General features: G+C 71.1%; 19 protein-coding genes. 14 read left to right on the top strand and 5 right to left on the bottom strand.

Going from position 1 to position 16,859, the window contains the following annotated elements:
* Positions 1-34: 34 nt before the first annotated feature.
* The 7 genes from OHB01_RS05395 to pth all read left to right on the top strand — a co-directional run bounded on the left by OHB01_RS05395 (position 35) and on the right by pth (position 5,569).
* Positions 35-1,252 carry an aromatic ring-hydroxylating oxygenase subunit alpha gene (locus OHB01_RS05395; RefSeq protein ID WP_142650781.1) on the top strand — a complete coding sequence of 406 codons (1,218 nt, stop codon included), beginning with the start codon at positions 35-37 and terminating at the stop codon, positions 1,250-1,252.
* Between the two features lie 33 nt (positions 1,253-1,285).
* Positions 1,286-1,480, top strand: coding sequence for a ferredoxin (locus OHB01_RS05390; protein WP_168066390.1), 195 nt, complete (start codon positions 1,286-1,288; stop codon positions 1,478-1,480).
* A gap of 5 nt (positions 1,481-1,485) precedes the next feature.
* On the top strand, positions 1,486-2,733 hold the full coding sequence (locus OHB01_RS05385) for an NAD(P)/FAD-dependent oxidoreductase (protein WP_328855018.1): 1,248 nt from the start codon (positions 1,486-1,488) through the stop codon (positions 2,731-2,733).
* On the top strand, positions 2,730-3,260 hold the full coding sequence (locus tag OHB01_RS05380) for a hypothetical protein (protein WP_142650779.1): 531 nt from the start codon (positions 2,730-2,732) through the stop codon (positions 3,258-3,260). Before OHB01_RS05385 ends, OHB01_RS05380 begins: the two co-directional genes overlap by 4 nt.
* A gap of 28 nt (positions 3,261-3,288) precedes the next feature.
* Positions 3,289-4,047: an enoyl-CoA hydratase-related protein gene (locus OHB01_RS05375; protein WP_142650778.1), complete on the top strand. Its 759-nt coding sequence runs from the start codon at positions 3,289-3,291 to the stop codon at positions 4,045-4,047.
* A gap of 135 nt (positions 4,048-4,182) precedes the next feature.
* Positions 4,183-4,779: a 50S ribosomal protein L25/general stress protein Ctc gene (locus OHB01_RS05370; RefSeq protein ID WP_142650777.1), complete on the top strand. Its 597-nt coding sequence runs from the start codon at positions 4,183-4,185 to the stop codon at positions 4,777-4,779.
* Positions 4,780-4,957: 178 nt separating this feature from the next.
* Positions 4,958-5,569, top strand: a complete 612-nt coding sequence (gene pth / locus OHB01_RS05365) for an aminoacyl-tRNA hydrolase (RefSeq protein WP_142650776.1) — start codon at positions 4,958-4,960, stop codon at positions 5,567-5,569.
* Here pth and OHB01_RS05360 read toward each other — a convergent pair.
* Complete coding sequence (locus tag OHB01_RS05360) at positions 5,544-6,182, bottom strand: exonuclease (RefSeq protein WP_205830893.1); 639 nt, start codon at positions 6,180-6,182, stop codon at positions 5,544-5,546. The two genes, pth and OHB01_RS05360, sit on opposite strands and share 26 nt — an antisense overlap.
* Before the next feature lie 141 nt (positions 6,183-6,323).
* Between OHB01_RS05360 and OHB01_RS05355 the strand changes: the two genes are divergently transcribed.
* Genes OHB01_RS05355 through cysN form a run of 4 tightly spaced genes read left to right on the top strand, consistent with a single transcriptional unit; the run spans position 6,324 to position 10,687 of the window.
* Complete coding sequence (locus OHB01_RS05355; RefSeq protein ID WP_187280560.1) at positions 6,324-7,721, top strand: sugar transferase; 1,398 nt, start codon at positions 6,324-6,326, stop codon at positions 7,719-7,721.
* A 3-nt stretch (positions 7,722-7,724) separates the two neighbouring features.
* Entirely contained in the window at positions 7,725-8,498 is a 774-nt protein-coding gene (locus OHB01_RS05350) for a 3'(2'),5'-bisphosphate nucleotidase CysQ (protein ID WP_185949062.1), read from the top strand.
* A gap of 12 nt (positions 8,499-8,510) precedes the next feature.
* On the top strand, positions 8,511-9,425 hold the full coding sequence (gene cysD, locus OHB01_RS05345) for a sulfate adenylyltransferase subunit CysD (protein WP_142650775.1): 915 nt from the start codon (positions 8,511-8,513) through the stop codon (positions 9,423-9,425).
* Positions 9,425-10,687: a sulfate adenylyltransferase subunit CysN gene (cysN, locus tag OHB01_RS05340; protein ID WP_142650774.1), complete on the top strand. Its 1,263-nt coding sequence runs from the start codon at positions 9,425-9,427 to the stop codon at positions 10,685-10,687. Before cysD ends, cysN begins: the two co-directional genes overlap by 1 nt.
* Positions 10,688-11,021: 334 nt before the next feature.
* Here cysN and OHB01_RS05335 read toward each other — a convergent pair whose 3' ends face one another.
* The 4 genes from OHB01_RS05335 to OHB01_RS05320 are packed head-to-tail and all read right to left on the bottom strand — an operon-like array spanning position 11,022 to position 13,837.
* The gene (locus tag OHB01_RS05335) at positions 11,022-12,239 is read right to left on the bottom strand and encodes an NAD(P)/FAD-dependent oxidoreductase (protein ID WP_261985677.1); all 1,218 of its coding nucleotides are present in this window, start codon (positions 12,237-12,239) and stop codon (positions 11,022-11,024) included.
* A 17-nt stretch (positions 12,240-12,256) separates the two neighbouring features.
* Positions 12,257-12,856: a GTP cyclohydrolase I FolE gene (gene folE, locus OHB01_RS05330; protein ID WP_142650773.1), complete on the bottom strand. Its 600-nt coding sequence runs from the start codon at positions 12,854-12,856 to the stop codon at positions 12,257-12,259.
* A 1-nt stretch (position 12,857) separates the two neighbouring features.
* Positions 12,858-13,277, bottom strand: coding sequence for a hypothetical protein (locus tag OHB01_RS05325; protein ID WP_142650772.1), 420 nt, complete (start codon positions 13,275-13,277; stop codon positions 12,858-12,860).
* 35 nt (positions 13,278-13,312) lie between these two features.
* Positions 13,313-13,837, bottom strand: a complete 525-nt coding sequence (locus OHB01_RS05320; protein WP_328855017.1) for a DUF2231 domain-containing protein — start codon at positions 13,835-13,837, stop codon at positions 13,313-13,315.
* Between the two features lie 127 nt (positions 13,838-13,964).
* On the opposite strand from OHB01_RS05320, the gene OHB01_RS05315 reads away from it, so the two are divergent.
* The 3 genes from OHB01_RS05315 (at position 13,965) to OHB01_RS05305 (ending at position 16,746) form a co-directional block, all read left to right on the top strand.
* The gene (locus OHB01_RS05315) at positions 13,965-14,654 is read left to right on the top strand and encodes a helix-turn-helix transcriptional regulator (RefSeq protein ID WP_328855016.1); all 690 of its coding nucleotides are present in this window, start codon (positions 13,965-13,967) and stop codon (positions 14,652-14,654) included.
* Between the two features lie 164 nt (positions 14,655-14,818).
* Positions 14,819-15,742, top strand: coding sequence for a sulfotransferase (locus OHB01_RS05310; RefSeq protein ID WP_328855015.1), 924 nt, complete (start codon positions 14,819-14,821; stop codon positions 15,740-15,742).
* Positions 15,739-16,746 (top strand): glycosyltransferase family 2 protein, encoded by a 1,008-nt coding sequence (locus OHB01_RS05305; protein ID WP_328855014.1) that lies wholly within the window; start codon positions 15,739-15,741, stop codon positions 16,744-16,746. Before OHB01_RS05310 ends, OHB01_RS05305 begins: the two co-directional genes overlap by 4 nt.
* The last annotated feature ends 113 nt before the right edge of the window (positions 16,747-16,859 follow it).

Raw genomic sequence — 16,859 nt, 5'->3', positions numbered from 1 at the left:
CCGCGACACATCACACGTAAGGAGCATCCGAACCATGGGTCTTGCACCCGTCTCCGAGAACATCCGGCGCATCCTCAAGGTCATCGAAGAGGGCTCCCGGGACATGGCCACCGGCTGGAACCTCCCTCGCGAGTGCTACGTCGATCCGGAGTTCTACGCCTTCGAGCAAGAGGCGATCTTCATGCGCCAGTGGCTGTGCCTCGGCCGCGTCGACGAGATCCCGAAGCCGGGTGACTTCGTGCGCATCGACATGGGCGACGAGCCCCTGATGATGGTCCGCGGCAAGGACATGGAGATTCGGGTCCTCACCCCGGTCTGCGCACACCGGGCCCACCTGGTGTGCGAGGGGTCGGGGAACACCGGCAGGCTCTTCCGCTGCCCCTTCCACGCCTGGACGTACGGGCTGGACGGCTCCCTCATCGCGGCGCCGTCCATGAACGACACCGTCGGCCTGAAGAACCTGAAGGCGGAGGCGTACCTGCCCTCGCACCGGGTCGAGATCTGGAACGGCTTCGTCTTCACCAATCTCGACCCGAACGCGAAGCCGCTCGCGCCCACGCTCACCAAGCTCACCAAGGAGCTGGAGAACTACCACATCGACGAGATGGTGAGCATGCCCGTCGCGGAGCTGCGCGGCAACAACTGGAACTGGAAGGCGCAGCTCGAAAACGGCATCGAGCCCTACCACAGCGCCTACCTCCACGGCATGCTGCACGACTTCGCGCACGTCAGGCTCACCAGCTTCGTGGACCTCGACCCCGACGAGGGCGCGGTCTACCACCCGACCGGCTTCTACCACCCGGACGCCGGCTTCAACGCGACCACCAAGGCCCTGCTCCCGATCATCCCGACGCTCGGCGAGAAGGAGCGCAACCAGGTCATCTTCGCCTCGGTCCCCCCGAACCTGGGATTCGGGGCGGTTCCCGAGGGTCTGTTCTACTACCTCGTCTTGCCCGCGGGGCCGGACCACATGAACCTGCGCATCGGTCACCTGTACCCCGAGGAGTCCACCCGGCACCCCCGCTTCGAGCAGCTCTACAAGATCGCCCAGGACGGCCTGGTCCTGTTCCACCAGCAGGACGCCAGCTCCGATCTGTCGCTCCAGAAGGGCATGCGCTCCCGCTTCCGCCGTCCCGGCCGCTACTCCTTCCAGGAGGAGTCGCTTCTCCAGTTCAACCGGTGGCTGCTCAAGCGCTACAAGGACTACGTGAACCTGGTCGACGGCGTGACCGAGCCCGCGGCGGCCAACTGAACGCGACATCTTCCCGCCCTCAAGGAGATCCACATGAAAGTCACTGTCGACCGCACCCTGTGCGACGGAAACGGCGTGTGCATGGGCATCGCCCCCGACGTCTTCGACGTCGACGACGACCTGAACCTCCACATCGTCGACGAGATCCCCGACGACCCGGTCATCCAGGCCCAGGTCCGGCAGTCGATCACCTCCTGCCCGGTCCTCGCGCTGAGCCTGGAGGAATAGCGGCCGTGGTCGCCACCACCTCGCAGACCGTCGTCGTGGCCGGCGGGTCCCTCGCCGGCCACAGGGTGGTCGCCGAACTCGCCCGGCATGGCTTCGCCGGCGACGTCGTCTGGGTACGCGGGCCCGAGGGCACCGCTCCCTACTCCCGGCCCGCCCTGTCCAAGGAACTCATCCAGGGCAAGGTCACCCGCGACGACATCCGGCTGCCCGGCCTCGACACGCACGGCCTGCGGCTGCGCGTCGTGGACCACGCGGTGTGCGCGCGGCTGGACCCCGACGACGACCGGGTGCTGGTCACGCCCACGCACGAGGCTCCGGCAGAACCCTCCGACGGCGAGTGGATCCCCTTCGACGCCCTGTTCGTCTGCACGGGGACGCGCGCCCGCCTGCCGGAGGCGTTCGCCGGGCTGCCCAACGTCCACTGCCTGCGCACGCTCGCCGACGCCGAACGGATCAAGGAGCGGCTGCCCGGCCGGCCCCGGACGGTGGTCGTCGGCGCCGGTCTCGTCGGCAACGAGATCGCCGCGTCGCTGCGGTCCTGCGGGCTGCCGGTCGAGCTGGTCGTGCAGGGGCGGCTGCCCATGGACACGGTGTTCGGCGAGGACCTGGGACGGTTCTGCCTGGACCGGCACCACGCCAACGGCGTGACGACCCGGCTGCTGACGACCGTCACCGGCCTGTCGGCGACCGAGCCGGACGGCCCGGTCGTCCTGACCTTCGACGACGGCGGGCAGACCTGCGCCGACCTGGTCGTGCTCGGGCTCGGCGCGGTCACGGCCTGCGAATGGCTGCACGGCTCCGGGCTCGACGTCTCCGACGGCCTCGGCTGCGACGAGGCCCTGCGGACCGCGCGGCCGAACGTCTTCGCGGCCGGGGACATCGCCAACTGGAGGCACCCCGTGTTCGGGCGGCGGATGCGGGTCGAGCACTGGAGCAACGCGTCGGCGCAGGCGCGGCACGCCGTCGAGAGCTGGTGGGCCGGGCTGGAGGGCCGCGAGCCCGCGCCGTTCGCGGAGGTGCCGTACTTCTGGTCGGACCAGTACGGCCTGAAGTACCAGATGGTCGGCCACGCGCGCGGGCACGACGAGGTCAGCGTCGAGCGGATCGGCGCGGACGGGTACCCGTTCGTGACCTACTTCCGCGAGGGCCGCGTCGTCGCCGCCGCCGGAGTGAACGCGCCGCGCGCGGTGATGCGCATGAAGGCGCGCATCCAGTCCGAAGCAACCACGATTCAGGGGGCGTACGCAGGGTGAACGGCGACCTGGCCGCAGACGGCACGACATACGCGCACGACGACGAGCGGGACCCGGCGCTGGCCAAGGTGATCCGGGACCACATGTGGTCGCTGCTGAGCGCCCGCTACCGCACCAACCGCCGCTCCCCGGGCGCGCCGACCGAGGACGAGTACCTCCACGACCGGCCGTTCTGGCCCGAGTTCACCTTCGAAGAGGTGACGTACGCGGTGGAGGACGACAGGGACCTGCTGCTGGTGGCCTTCCACGACACCGACGTGCCGGACGTCACCCTCGGCTTCCGGATCGACCTCGGCAAGGCCATGACCAAGTGGTCCCGTCGCGTCGGCGGACGCCACCCGCGGCAGCACCCGGAGATGTTCGCGGCGGAACTGATCTGGTTCATGGTCTGCTTCATCGGCGTCGCCGACTTCGACAAGGCGACGAGCACCCCCGGGCCTCCGCCGTACTGGATCAACGACGGATCCGAGATCTTCGGAAAGCTCAAGGACAACCCGAACATGGAGACCTTCGAGTCCCACCACTGACCTCCCCGCAGAAAGGCCGGCATCCGCCATGGCAGTTGTCGAGATCGAAAAGCCCCGCGACGGCGTCGCGGTCATCCGGCTCAACCGGCCGGAGGTGCGCAACGCGCTCAACACCGAGATACGCGTGCTGCTCGCCGAGGCCGTCGAGACCCTCAACCAGGACGACGACATCGGCGCGATCGTCCTGACCGGCGGCGACACCGTCTTCGCCGTCGGCGCCGACCTGAACGAGCAGGCCGGACGCGATGTGGTGGGCGCGATCCGCGCCTACACCCACCAGGCGTTCTGGTACAGCGGAAAGCCCGTGATCGCCGCCGTGAACGGGGACGCGTTCGGCGGCGGCAACGAGTTCATCCTCCAGTGCGACTTCGTCATCGCCTCGCAGAACGCCCGCTTCGCCCAGACCGAGGTCACCATCGGCCTGGTCCCCGGCGGCGGCGCGACGCAGCGGCTGCCCCGCGTCATCGGCCGGCAGAACGCGCTGTACGCCCTCCTCACCGGCACGCCCATGACCGCCGCCGACGCGTACCGGCTCGGCTACGTCTCCGAGGTGGTCGAGGGCAACGCCATCGACCGGGCCGTGGAGCTGGCCGCGCTGATCGCCTCCCGCCCCCGCCTGGCCGTGCGGCAGATCAAGGAGGTCGTCCGCCTCGGTCTCGACACGTCCTTCGAGGCCGGGATCGCGCTGGAGCGCCGCGGCTACCAGCTCATGTTCGGCACGCGAGACCTGCGCGAGGGCTTCGCCGCGGTACGGGAGGGGCGGGAGCCGAAGTTCACCGGCGAGTGACGGGCGGAGCGCCGATGGCGCGTGGCCGGCGCGGCGAACGGTAGGCTACTGGGGTTGCGCTCGTAACGCCTTCCGCTAGGGCGGGTGAGGGGGAGCGCGCCAATCCCGATTCGAGTCATCCCTAGGAGATGTGCCGTGTCCGAAGTACGCATCGCCGCCGAGCTCCGTAACGAGTTCGGCAAGGGCGCCGCCCGCAAGATCCGCCGGGCGAACAAGGTCCCCGCCGTCCTCTACGGCCACGGCACCGAGCCCAAGCACCTGACCCTTCCCGGCCACGAGCTGCTGCTCGCGCTGCGCACGCCGAACGTGCTCATCCGCCTGCAGGGCGAGGGCGTGGACGAGATCGCGCTGCCCAAGGGCGTCCAGCGCGACCCGATCAAGGGCTTCCTCGAGCACGTCGACCTGCTGCTGGTCAAGCGCGGCGAGAAGGTCACCGTCGAGATCCCGGTCACCGTCGTCGGCGAGCCGGTCGGCAGCGCGATCGTCGAGCAGCCGCTGAACACGATCTCGGTCGAGGCCGAGGCGACCCACATCCCGACCGGCGTCGAGGTGGACGTGAACGGCCAGGACGCCGGCTACACCGTGCACGCGGGCGACCTGAAGCTGCCGAGCGGCACGACGCTCGCCGGTGACCCCGAGGCGCTGGTGCTGCACGTGATCGCGGCCCCGACGGCCGCGCTGCCGGAGGAGGGCGAGGCCGCCGAGGGCGAGAGCGCCGAGGCCGCCGAGTAGGACCCGTTCGTGAGAGAGTCCTCCACAGAATGTCTGTGGAGGACTCTTCCATGTGAGTCGGCGGTGGAGCCGGCTGGTGGAGCCGGCTGGTGGAGCCGGCTGGCGGAGTCGGCTGGTGGAGCCGACAGCGGAGCCGGCGGCGAGGCAGACAGCAAGGCAGACAGCGGAGGAGACAGCGATGTCCGACACGTCCGCGCAGCGGTGGCTGGTGGTCGGCCTGGGCAACCCCGGGCCGGAGTACGCCGGAAACCGGCACAACGCGGGCTTCATGGTGCTCGACGAGCTGGCGGCCCGGATGGGCGGCCGGTTCAAGGCGCACCGGTCGCGGGCCGAGGTGGTCGAGGGCCGTCTGGCCGGGCTACCGGTCGTGCTGGCCAAGCCGCTGTCGTTCATGAACCTGTCGGGCGGCCCGGTGAAGGCGCTGGCCGACTTCTACAAGGTCACCCCCGACCGGGTGATCGTGATCCACGACGAGCTGGACATCCCGTACGGCGCGCTGCGCGCGAAGATCGGCGGCGGCGACAACGGCCACAACGGCCTGAAGTCGATCACGAAGGCGCTCGGCACGCGCGACTATCCCCGGATCAGGTTCGGCATCGGCCGCCCGCCGGGCCGCATGGACCCGGCGACGTTCGTGCTGCGCGACTTCGCCACGGCCGAGCGGAAGGACCTGCCGTTCCTCGTGGACCGGGCGGCCGACATGGTGGAGTCGCTGATGACCGCCGGTCTCGAGGCGACGCAGAACCGCTTCCACGCCGCCGATCTCAATCCGGCGAAGCCGCCCCGCTGAGACCCCGCGAAACGGCCCCGTCGCCGGCCTCGCGGTGCGCCGAGCCCGGCCACTCCATGAGGTTCTGCAGCAGCTCCGCCTGCTCGATCGCGTCATCCAGGGCGTTGTGCGTGTGCGGGCGCCGCGAACGCACCTCGCGCGGCATCTGACGCTTGGTCGCCCAGGCGACCGGCACCACGGCTTTGGCGGCGTACAGCGTCTTGATGTCGATGCACCGAGAGTGGCCGAAAGGCGACTGTCCGGTGAAGCGGAGGAAGTACCAGTACATCCACATCCAGTCGTACGACAGCGGGAAGGCCGCGAGCACCGGCAGGTCGTCGCCGCACACCTCGGCCACCCAGGCCGCCGCCTCGGTCATCGCCTCGGCCGGGTCGCGTCCCTCGCGCAGCAGCGTCTCCCGGTCGAGGCCGCTCACCGCCAGCGCCTCCGCCACGTGGTCGTCGCTGATCGGCCGTAACTCGGCGTAGAACGTCAGCGCCTCAGGGTCGGTCCGCTCGAACCGCCGCCCGGTCATCCGCCCGGCCACGGTCATGCCGAAGCTGACCATCGAGTACGGCCCCGGAATGGGGCCGTCCGCCTCGACATCGACCGATATGTACGTTTCGGCTTTCAACGAATCTCCCTGAGACGCCGGGGTGAGGCCGCTAGCATTCCATCACCGTCGGTAGTGGCAGGATTGCGGGGGGCGACAGTGCTGGACGGCGATACGACCGCGCTCGCCGTCGGCATGTCCCGGGACGCGCCCGCCCATCCGATGCCGCGGCCGCCCGCGTGGGCCGTGCGATATCGGCTCACCGCGGCCGTCTGCGACATCGTGGGGGCCCTTCTCGCTGGGGTCACCGCCGTGGTGATCCGGTTCGGCGAGGTTACTCCGTACGTGATGCCCTATGTGATGGTGAGTGCCGCGCTGCCCGCCGTCTGGGCGATGACTCTCGTGCTGAGCCGGGCGTACGAGCCGCGTCTGATCGGCGTGGGGGCCGAGGAGTTCCGCCGGGTCGCGCGGGCCGGGTTCACGCTGATCGCGGGGGTCGCGATCGTGGCGTACGCGTCGAAGACCGGGCTCGCCCGCGGATACGTGCTGATCGCGCTGCCGCTCACGACCGTGCTCACCCTCGCGGCGAGGTACGGCCTGCGGCAGCGGCTGCACCGCAGGCGGGCCAGAGGTGAGGGCTGCATGCGCAGGGTCGTGGCGGTGGGCCACCGGACGGCGATCGCCGAGCTGGTCGAGACCTTCCGCAGGGAGCGCTACCACGGCATGGAGGTGGTGGCCGCCTGCGTGCCCACCCGCGCCTCCGGCCATGTCGCCGACGTGCCGGTGCTGGGCGACTTCACCGACGTGCCGCTCGTGGTCGAGCAGGTCCGGGCCGACACGGTGGCGGTGCTCGCCTGCCCGGAGCTGGACGGCACGGCGCTGCGCCGGCTGGCCTGGCGGCTGGAGCGGACGCGCACCGATCTGGTGGTGGCGCCCGCGCTGATGGAGGTGGCCGGTCCGCGCATCGCGATCCGCCCCGTCGCCGGGCTCCCGCTGCTGCATGTGGAGCATCCCGAGCTGGCGGGAGGACGCCGGCTGGTCAAGGGCGTTTTCGACCGGCTGGTCGCCGCCGTCGCGCTGGTGCTGCTCGCCCCGCTCCTGGCCGCCGTCGCCGTGGCCGTACGGGTGACCAGCCCGGGGCCTGCCCTGTTCCGCCAGCGGCGGGTCGGCAGGGACGGCGTGGAGTTCACGATCCTCAAGTTCCGCACCATGTGGCGCGACGCGGAGGCCCGCAAGATCGAGCTGGTCAGCGACGCCGACGGCGTGCTGTTCAAGGTACGCAGGGACCCGCGGGTGACCCCGCTCGGCGCCGCGCTGCGGCGTTACTCCGTCGACGAGTTACCGCAGCTCATCAACGTGCTGCGGGGCGACATGTCGCTCGTCGGGCCACGTCCGCCGCTGCCCGAGGAGGTCGCGCGCTATGGCGACGACGTGCGCCGCAGGCTCGTGGTGCGGCCCGGGCTGACCGGGCTCTGGCAGGTCAACGGCCGGTCCGACCTCTCTTGGGAGGAATCGGTACGGTTGGACCTACGTTATGTCGAGAACTGGTCTCTCATGCTGGATCTGCAGATCTTATGGAAGACGTGGTCTGCGGTCGCACGCGGGGCGGGAGCGTACTGAGGAATGACGATGCGGGACGACCACACCCTCGCCGGTGAGCTGGCGACGGAGGCGGGGGAGCGGCTCCTGGGGCTGCGCGCCCGTCTCGGGTTCGACGACGGCCGGGCGCTGAAGGACGCGGGAGACCGCGCGTCCCACGAGTTTCTCATGGACGCGCTCAGGCGGCTGCGGCCGGACGACGCCGTGCTGTCGGAGGAGGCGACCCGCGAGGAGCGGATGGACCCCCGGCGGCTGTCGGCCGAGCGCGTCTGGATCGTCGATCCTCTCGACGGCACCCGTGAGTTCTCCGAGCAGGGCCGCACCGACTGGGCCGTCCATGTGGCGCTCTGGCAGCGCGGCGCTCTCGTGGCCGGGGCCGTCGCCCTGCCCGCCCAGGGACGTACGCTCACGACCGCGGCGCCGCCCGAGCTGCCCGAGAAGGTGCGTGAGCCGTTCCGCATCGCGGTCAGCCGCACCCGGCCGCCCGAGTTCGTCCGCGAGCTGGCCGCCCGCCTCGGCGGGGAGCTCGTCCCCATCGGCTCGGCCGGTGCCAAGATCGCCGCGGTCCTCACCGGTGAGGTCGAGGCGTATGTGCACGCGGGGGGACAGTACGAGTGGGACTCGGCCGCCCCGGTCGCGGTGGCGGTCGCGGCGGGGGCCCATGCGAGCCGGATCGACGGCTCACCCCTGACCTACAACCAGGAGGACCCGTACCTGCCGGATATCCTGGTCTCCCTACCGGATCTGGCGCCAACGTTGCTCGCCGGAATCCGTGACCTGCATCGCCAGACTCCGTGAAGGAAGTCCCCAATGCTTCAGCGTGACTACACCACGTCACAGCTCGACGTGCTCGAGGCCGAGGCGATCCACATCATGCGTGAGGTCGCGGCCGAGTTCGAGCGCCCCTGTCTGCTCTTCTCCGGCGGCAAGGACTCCATTGTCATGCTGCGGGTCGCCGAGAAGGCCTTCTGGCCGGCGCCGATCCCGTTTCCTCTGATGCACGTGGACACCGGGCACAACTTCCCCGAGGTCATCGAGTTCCGTGACCGGCGCGTCGCCGAGCTGGGCGCGCGCCTGGTGGTCGCCTCGGTCCAGGCGTCGATCGACGCCGGGCGCGTGGTGGAGCAGACCGGGCGGCGGGCCTCCCGCAACCGGCTGCAGACCACGACGCTGCTGGACGCGATCGAGGAGCACCAGTTCGACGCGGTGTTCGGCGGAGCCCGGCGCGACGAGGAGAAGGCACGGGCCAAGGAGCGGGTGTTCTCCTTCCGCGACGAGTTCGGCCAGTGGGATCCGAAGAACCAGCGCCCCGAGCTGTGGAACCTCTACAACACCAAGATCAGCAGGGGTGAGCACATCCGCGTGTTCCCGCTGTCGAACTGGACCGAGCTCGACGTGTGGCACTACATCCGGCGTGAGGGCATCGAGATCCCGTCGATCTACTTCTCCCACACCCGGACGGTCTTCGAGCGTGACGGCATGCTGCTGGCCGACTCCGAGGTGGTCCAGCGGGGCGACGACGAGCCCACGTTCGATGCCGTCGTCCGCTACCGCACGGTCGGCGACATGACCTGCACCGGCGCGGTCGCCTCGACCGCCACCACGATCGACCAGATCATCGACGAGATCGCCGCCACCCGGATCACCGAGCGCGGCGCGACCCGCGCCGACGACCGGGCCTCCGAGGCCGCCATGGAAGATCGCAAGAAGGAAGGCTACTTCTGATGGACATCCTTCGGTTCGCGACGGCGGGCAGTGTCGACGACGGCAAGTCGACGCTGATCGGGCGGCTGCTGTTCGACTCCAAGGCGATCTTCGAGGACCAGCTCGAAGCGGTCGAGCGCACCTCCCGCGACCGGGGCACGGAATACACCGACCTGTCGCTGCTCACCGACGGCCTGCGGGCCGAGCGCGAGCAGGGCATCACGATCGACGTGGCCTACCGCTACTTCGCCACGCCCAAGCGGAAGTTCATCATCGCCGACACTCCCGGGCACATCCAGTACACCCGGAACATGGTCACCGGCGCCTCCACGGCCGACCTGGCGATCATCCTGATCGACGCGCGCAAGGGCGTGCTGGAGCAGTCGCGGCGGCACGCCTTCCTGACCACGCTGCTGCGGGTGCCCCACCTGGTGCTCGCGGTCAACAAGATGGACCTCGTCGACTACTCCGAGGCCCGGTTCGAGGAGATCCGCGAGGAGTTCACCGCGTTCGCGAGCAAGCTGAACGCGTCCGACCTCACGTTCATCCCGATCTCGGCGCTGCACGGCGACAACGTGGTCTCCCGCTCGGAGAACATGCCGTGGTACGAGGGCTCCTCGCTGCTGCACCACCTGGAGAACGTGCACATCGCCTCCGACCGCAACCTGGTCGACGTGCGCTTCCCCGTGCAGTACGTCATCCGCCCGCACAGCGCGACCAGCCAGGAGCTGCACGACTACCGGGGATACGCCGGGCAGGTCGCGGGCGGCGTGCTCAAGCCGGGTGACGAGGTGCTGCACCTGCCGTCCGGCCTGACCACGACGATCACCGGGATCGACACCTTCGACGGCCCGGTGGAGGAGGCGTTCGCGCCGATGTCGGTCACGCTGCGGCTCGGCGACGACATCGACATCTCCCGCGGCGACATGATCTGCCGGCCGAACAACCAGCCGCAGGTCGCCCAGGAGATCGACGCGATGATCTGCTGGATGGCCGACGGCCTGAAGCTCCAGCCGCGCTCCAAGCTGATCATCAAGCACACCACCCGTACGGCCCGGGCCCTCGTGCGCGACCTGCACTACCGGCTCGACGTCAACACCCTGCACCGGGACGAGTCGGCCACCGCTCTCAGCCTGAACGAGATCGGCCGGGTGTCGCTGCGGACGACCCAGCCGTTGTTCGTGGACGACTACGCGCGCAACCGCCTCACCGGCGGCTTCATCCTGATCGACGAGGCCACCAACGGCACCGTCGGCGCCGGGATGATCGTCGACGCACGCTGACGCCGCCGCTTCCCAGGAGAGGTCCGGCTCGGACGGCTTCCGAGGGCGAGGCACGCGGCTTATGCGCCGAGGTGCACGGTCCGCGAGAGCGAGGCGCACGGCTTTTGAGGGCGAGGACGTGGTCTGCGAGGGCGAGCACACGGCAGTGCTCCGGTTCGTCCGGGTGGCGCTGGCCCGTGCCCGCCCTCGGGCCGCGCGAGGGGCGAGGTGAACGCTCCGGCGAGGGTGAGGCGCACCGGCCATGCGAGGGCGAGGCACACGGCGGCGCTTCCGGGTTCATCGAGGTGCCCGTGCCCGCCCTCGGGCCTTTTACGTACGGGCCGGCCCGGCGGGACTATGACGCGACGAGCTTGTCCAGGGGCAGGCCGGGGTCGGCCAGCGCCTGGGCGGTGACGGGTGTTCCGGTGCGGATCAACGCCTTGATCGGCTCGACGACGTCCCAGATGTTGACGTTCATGCCGGCCAGGACGCGATCGCCGCTGAGCCAGAACGCGATGAACTCCCGCCCCGCGACGTCACCCCGGAAGACGACCTGGTCGTAGCCGCCGGGCTCGACATGGCCGACATACTCCATGCCGAGGTCGAACTGGTCGGTGTAGAAGTAGGGCAGCTCCTCGTAGGCCGCCTCCCGGCCCAGCATGGTGGCGGCGGCCACCCTGGGTTGCTTGAGCGCGTTGGCCCAGTGTTCGACCCGTACGCGCCTGCCGAGCAAGGGGTGATGGGCATTGGCGACGTCCCCGGCGGCGACGATGTCCGGGTCGGCCGTACGCAGGGCCGCGTCCACCACGACGCCGTCGTCCACAGGCAGCCCGGCCTGTACGGCGAGCCGCACCTCGGGCTCGGCGCCGACACCGACGAGGACGGCGTCGGCGGGGATCTCCTCGCCGTCGCCCAGCCGTACGCCCGAGCGTGTGATCTCGCTGACGACGACGCCGAGCCGCAGATCGACACCGTGGTCACGGTGCAGACCGGCGAAGACCCGGGCGACCTCGGGCCCGAGCACGCGCAGCAGGGGCAGCTCGGCCACTTCCAGCACCGTGACCTCGACGCCGGCCCGCCGGGCCGCCGCGGTGACCTCCAGCCCGATCCAGCCCGCCCCGATGACCGCCAGCCGCGAAACGCTCCCGATGACCTCCTTGAGCGACTCGCAGTCTTCGATCGTGCGCAGGTAGTGCACGTGGGGTGCGTGCGCGCCGGGGATCGGCGGCGTGCGCGGGCGGGCCCCGGTGGCGAGCAGCAGTTTGTCGTATTCGACCGCGCCGCCGTCGGTCAGCTCGACGCGGTGGGCGCCACGGTCGAGGCCGGTCGCCGCCACGCCGAGCCGCAGCTCGACGTCGTGGTCGGCGTACCAGCCTTCCGGGTGGACGAAGACGCCGGCCCGCTCGGTCGTGCCCATCAGATAGCCCTTGGACAGCGGGGGCCGCTCGTAGGGACGGTGCGGCTCGGCGCCGATCAGCGTGATCCGCCCGTCGAATCCCTGCTCGCGCAGGGCCTCGGCGGCCTTGGCACCGGCCAGACCGGCTCCGACGATCACGAATCTCTGCGGTGTCACGGCGATGATCTCCTTGTTCAGGGGCGGGTGCCGGTGAGGGCGAAGAACTCCTGCCGGGATCGGGCGTCCTCCCGGAGTATGCCCAGCAGCGTCGAGGTGACGGTGGTCGAGCCGACGGCCCGCACTCCGCGCAGGGTCATGCAGGTGTGCTCGGCCTCGATCACGACGCCGACCCCGCGAGGCCGCAACCGCTCTGCGAGCCAGTCGGCCACCTGCTTGGTGAGCCGCTCCTGCACCTGTGGACGGCGGGCGAAGTGCTCCACGACGCGGGCCAGTTTGGACAGCCCGAGGATGCGGTCGCCGGGCAGATAGCCGACATGGGCGACCCCGGCGAAGGGCAGCAGGTGATGCTCGCAGACCGAGCGGACCGGGATCGACCGGGCCAGCACGAGCTCGTCGTAGCCTTCCTCGTTGGGGAAGGTGGTCAGGTCGAACGGGCGCGGCGTGAACAGCTCGGCATACGCCCGGGCCATGCGTGCCGGGGTCTCCCGCAGGCTCTCGGAGTCGGCGGAGACGCCCAGCGCCTCCAGGAACGCGCGGGCCGCCCGCTCGGCCGCGGCAAGATCCACGCCGGCGCGCTGCTTGTCGATCACCCGAAGGGCGGTGCCGGAACGCATCTCAGGCACCGCTCGTGCCGAGCGCGGCCAGCAGCACCAGCACCACGGTGACCACGGCCAGCAGGCCGTGCACGGCCACGACCGCGACCGGGAAGTGCCGCTCTGCCGGTTGTGCCGTGCCGGGCCCGGCGGCCACCGCCGTACGGGCGCGGTAGGCGGGGATCCACCGGGCGAACATCGCGAATCCCAGCAGGGCGACCGGGACCAGCAGGACCAGGGCGACCCACGCCAGTGCGGCGGCGTCGGCGACCAGGAACACGATCCACACGACCAGCCCCGCGGCGGCCAGCGCGAAGTGGCCGAAGATCAGACCTGGTGAGAAGCGGCTGGTGCGCCGGCCGCCTCTGGCGATCCAGACGCCCAGCATCACGAAGCCGCCCACGGCGGTGAGCAGCCACGTGATCAGTGCCGCGATGGCCATGATGAGTTCTCCTTCTGTGCGGGTGGGAAGGGGGGTCAGCGCCGGAACCCGCCGGCCTGGGTGGCCTCGTCGGCGACCCGTACGCCATAGCGGTAGGCGAGCTTGCCGCCGAGATAGCCGGAGACCACGAGCAGCGCCAGGCTGCCCGCCGAGAGCAGCAGCGGGCCGGCCGCGACCGGCCCGCCCGCCGCCGTGTCCGCGGGTGAGAGGGCCTGCCGCCACAGGAAGCCGGCGGCGTACGCGGCGGTGATCACGAGGTTCAGCCCCATGTGGAGCAGACCGGTGCGGAACGCCGGGGTGCCCGCCGGGATGGCGAACAGGTCGAGGAACCCGGCCATCGCCGCGGCCACCGCGCCGAGCACGCCGATGGCGATCAGCCACGTCGAGCCCTCGGCGAGGAAACCCGGGTCGGGGGCGAACCGGGACGCCAGGTCGAAGACCATGCTCGCCACCCAGGCCCCGATGGGCACCGCGACCAGCATGGGGTGGAACGGATGGCCGTACGGCCCGGCGAGCAGCGCGCTCACCGGTCGTTTCGCCTCGTGCAGTTCACCGGTCATCCGGGCCTCCGCGTTCGACTTATTACGCCAATGAATGTTGGTCTTATTCAGTCTGGCGGTCAAGACGTTCGCGTACATCGAGGGGGTGATGGTTTTCGACCGTCGAAGCGGGCGATAAGGTGGCGGGGTGACGACGGATCCCGCGATCGGTGCGGTGGCCGCGCTGGACGACGAGCTGCGGCAGGGCATGTACGCCTACATCCGCAGGGCGCGCCGTCCGGTGACCCGGGACGAGGCGGCCGCCTCGGTCGGGATCTCCCGCAAGCTGGCCGCCTTCCATCTGGACAAACTGGTCGACGCCGGGCTGCTGCGTGCCCGTTACGAGGCGGTCGGCGGCATCCGCAAGGTCGGCCGCACGCCGAAGGTCTACGAACCGACCGATATCGACATCCGCGTCACGATCCCCGAACGCCGCCACGAGGTGCTGGCCGACATCCTCATGGACGCCGTGCTCACGGAGAGCGAAGGGGAGAGCGCCCGCCAGGCGGCGGTGCGGGTGGCCTCCCGGCGCGGCGAGGAGATCGGCGCCGCGGAGCGCGCCCGCACCAGGCCCGGACGGCTCGGCGCCGAGCGCGCGCTCACCCTGCTCGAAGGGCTGCTCGCGCGGCACGGCTTCGAGCCCGGCCGCGAGTCGCCGACCTGTGTGCGGCTGCGCAACTGCCCGTTCCATCCGCTGGCCGCCCGGGCCCCCGACCTGGTCTGCGCGGTCAACCACGCCTTCCTTGACGGCATGCTCGACGGATTGGCAGCCGCCAAGGTGGAGGCCGTCCTCGTGCCGCGGCCGGGGGAGTGCTGCGTCGAGCTGCGCTCCTCCTGAGCAGGCATTCCGGCGGGAGTATGCGTCCGGACGGCCGGTGATCGGCGGCTCAACCTCCGGTTATGGCGGCGCAGGGGGCTCGTAGATTCTTTGGGCGATCGGGATTCGCCCGATTACCGTGCGCGCTAGTGTCGTCACGTTTCGCATCCATCCGTGGAGGGCACGTGGCCGACAGTCAGCCGGTGATCTTCGTGGGCGGCCTGGGACGCAGCGGTAGCACCCTGCTCGAACGCCTCCTCGGCGAGGTGCCCGGCGTGGCACCGCTCGGCGAGGTCGTCCACCTGTGGGACCGTGGCGTACGCGCGGACGAGCCGTGCGGCTGCGGGCAGCGGTTCTCCCAGTGCCCGTTCTGGACCAAGGTGGGTGCCCGCGCGTTCGGGCAGTGGCGGCAGAGCCAGGCGGGCTGGCTGCCCGCCCTGCGAGGCCGCGTCGACCGGACCCGCCGCGTGCCCGTCCTCGCCCTCGGGCTCGTGACCCGTGAGGCCGAGCTGGCCGAATATGTCCGGTCGTACGCCCGCATCTACGCGGCGGCGGCGGAGGTGGCCGACGCCCGGGTCGTGATCGACTCCAGCAAGCACGCCTCCCTGGCGTACTGTCTGGCGGCCATCATGGAGCTGCGCGTCGTGCAGGTGGTGCGCGATCCGCGGGCGGTGGCCGCGTCGTGGCGGCGCAGGGTGCGCAGGCCCGAGGACGGCCGGCCGATGACCCGGTGGACGCCCGTGCGCACCGCCGTCCACTGGCTGGCCCAGAACCTGGCCTTCGAGGTGCTGCGCCGCAAGGGCGTCGAGGTCGTCCGGGTGCGTCACGAAGACCTGGTGCGCGACCCGCGCGCGACCCTGGGACGCTTGGTCGCGCAGATCGGCCTTCCGACCGGCGGTTTCACCTTCCTGGACGACCGCGAAGCGCTGCTCGGCGTCGCGCACACCGTCTCGGGCAACCCGATGCGTTTCTCGGTGGGACCGATCGAGATCCGTCACCGTCCGGCGCCCCTCCCGTGGTCCCAGCGGTGGCTGGTCACCGCGATCACTCTTCCCCTCCTGTGCTTTTACGGCTATCGCCTCGCCTATCGCCCGGGAGCCCGGCGATGAGGCCGTCCGTCGGCGTCGTCATCCCGACAAGGGGAGACCGGCCCGGCCCGCTGCGGGCCGCGCTGACCGGCGTGCTCGCCCAGGAGTACGACGGCCGGGTCGAGGTGGTGATCGTGGCCGACGGCGTCCCCGCCTCACTGGTCGCCCGGCAGGTGTCCGGCGTCTCCGGTCCCGGTCCCGGTGCCGGTGCCGATGCCGTCGCCGGTTCCGGGGCCGGTGCTGCGGGCGGCTCTACGGGCGGCTCTACGGGCGCTGCGGATGCGGGCGGTGTGGCCAGGACCGTCCGGGTGCTGGGCAACCGGCGCGCCGCCGGCCTGCCGGGAGCGCGCAACACCGGGATCGCGGAGCTCGGCACGGATCTCGTCGCCTTCTGCGACGACGACGACCTCTGGCTGCCCGGCAAGCTGGCCGCCCAGGTCGCCGCGCTGACGGAGGAGCCCGACGCCGGCTTCGCGAGCTGCGCCGTCGAGGTCGAGTATGGCGACCGCCGGGTGCCGCGGCTGGCCGGCACCGGCCGGGTCACTCACCGGCACCTCACCCGCTCGCGCATGATGATGGTGCACTCCTCGACGTTCCTGTTCCGCCGGGGCTGGGCGTGGGTGGACGAGAGCGCGCCGGCCGGTCAGAACGAGGACTGGGATCTCGCGCTGCGGGCCGCCTGGCGGCATCCGATCGTCCACGTCGACCGGCCCCTCGTGCGGGTGCGCTGGGGGTCCTCGCACTACGTGGGCCGCTGGGACGACCGGATCGCGGGGCTGGAGTGGATGCTCGCCCGGCATCCCGGGCTTACGGCGGAGCCCCGGGGTGCGGCCCGCGTCTACGGGCAGCTCGCCTTCTGCCACGCGGCCCTCGGCCGGCGGCGCGAGGCCGCCCGCTGGTCGCTGCGCGCCCTCTCCGCCCGTCCTGCCGAGCCGAGGGCGGCGGTGGCGCTTGCGGTCGCCGGGGGGCTGGTCAGCCCGCGCACCGTGCTCCACGCCCTCCACCGTCGCGGCCACGGCATCTGATGGCCGAGCCCGCACACGCACGTCCGGCGGCGGTGAGCCCGACGCCCCCGCGGCGATGCCTGGAGGCGGTCCGCGCCCCGCTTGCCGGTGCAGGAACGGCCAGAGCGGGGACG

It is taken from the genome of Microbispora hainanensis (genome assembly GCF_036186745.1).
Classification (GTDB): Bacteria; Actinomycetota; Actinomycetes; order Streptosporangiales; family Streptosporangiaceae; genus Microbispora.
This window is presented reverse-complemented; position numbering and strand designations above follow the sequence as displayed.

Bases quoted from the DNA above. Each gene is read 5' to 3' on its own strand.
- OHB01_RS05305 (WP_328855014.1), top strand. From the start codon at position 15,739: ATGAGGCCGTCCGTCGGCGTCGTCATCCCGACAAGGGGAGACCGGCCC.
- OHB01_RS05390 (WP_168066390.1), top strand. From the start codon at position 1,286: ATGAAAGTCACTGTCGACCGCACCCTGTGCGACGGAAACGGCGTGTGC.
- OHB01_RS05350 (WP_185949062.1), top strand. From the start codon at position 7,725: ATGACGATGCGGGACGACCACACCCTCGCCGGTGAGCTGGCGACGGAG.
- OHB01_RS05325 (WP_142650772.1), bottom strand. From the start codon at position 13,277: ATGGCCATCGCGGCACTGATCACGTGGCTGCTCACCGCCGTGGGCGGC.
- cysD (WP_142650775.1), top strand. From the start codon at position 8,511: ATGCTTCAGCGTGACTACACCACGTCACAGCTCGACGTGCTCGAGGCC.
- OHB01_RS05320 (WP_328855017.1), bottom strand. From the start codon at position 13,837: ATGACCGGTGAACTGCACGAGGCGAAACGACCGGTGAGCGCGCTGCTC.
- pth (WP_142650776.1), top strand. From the start codon at position 4,958: ATGTCCGACACGTCCGCGCAGCGGTGGCTGGTGGTCGGCCTGGGCAAC.
- OHB01_RS05395 (WP_142650781.1), top strand. From the start codon at position 35: ATGGGTCTTGCACCCGTCTCCGAGAACATCCGGCGCATCCTCAAGGTC.
- cysN (WP_142650774.1), top strand. From the start codon at position 9,425: ATGGACATCCTTCGGTTCGCGACGGCGGGCAGTGTCGACGACGGCAAG.
- OHB01_RS05355 (WP_187280560.1), top strand. From the start codon at position 6,324: ATGCCGCGGCCGCCCGCGTGGGCCGTGCGATATCGGCTCACCGCGGCC.
- folE (WP_142650773.1), bottom strand. From the start codon at position 12,856: ATGCGTTCCGGCACCGCCCTTCGGGTGATCGACAAGCAGCGCGCCGGC.
- OHB01_RS05375 (WP_142650778.1), top strand. From the start codon at position 3,289: ATGGCAGTTGTCGAGATCGAAAAGCCCCGCGACGGCGTCGCGGTCATC.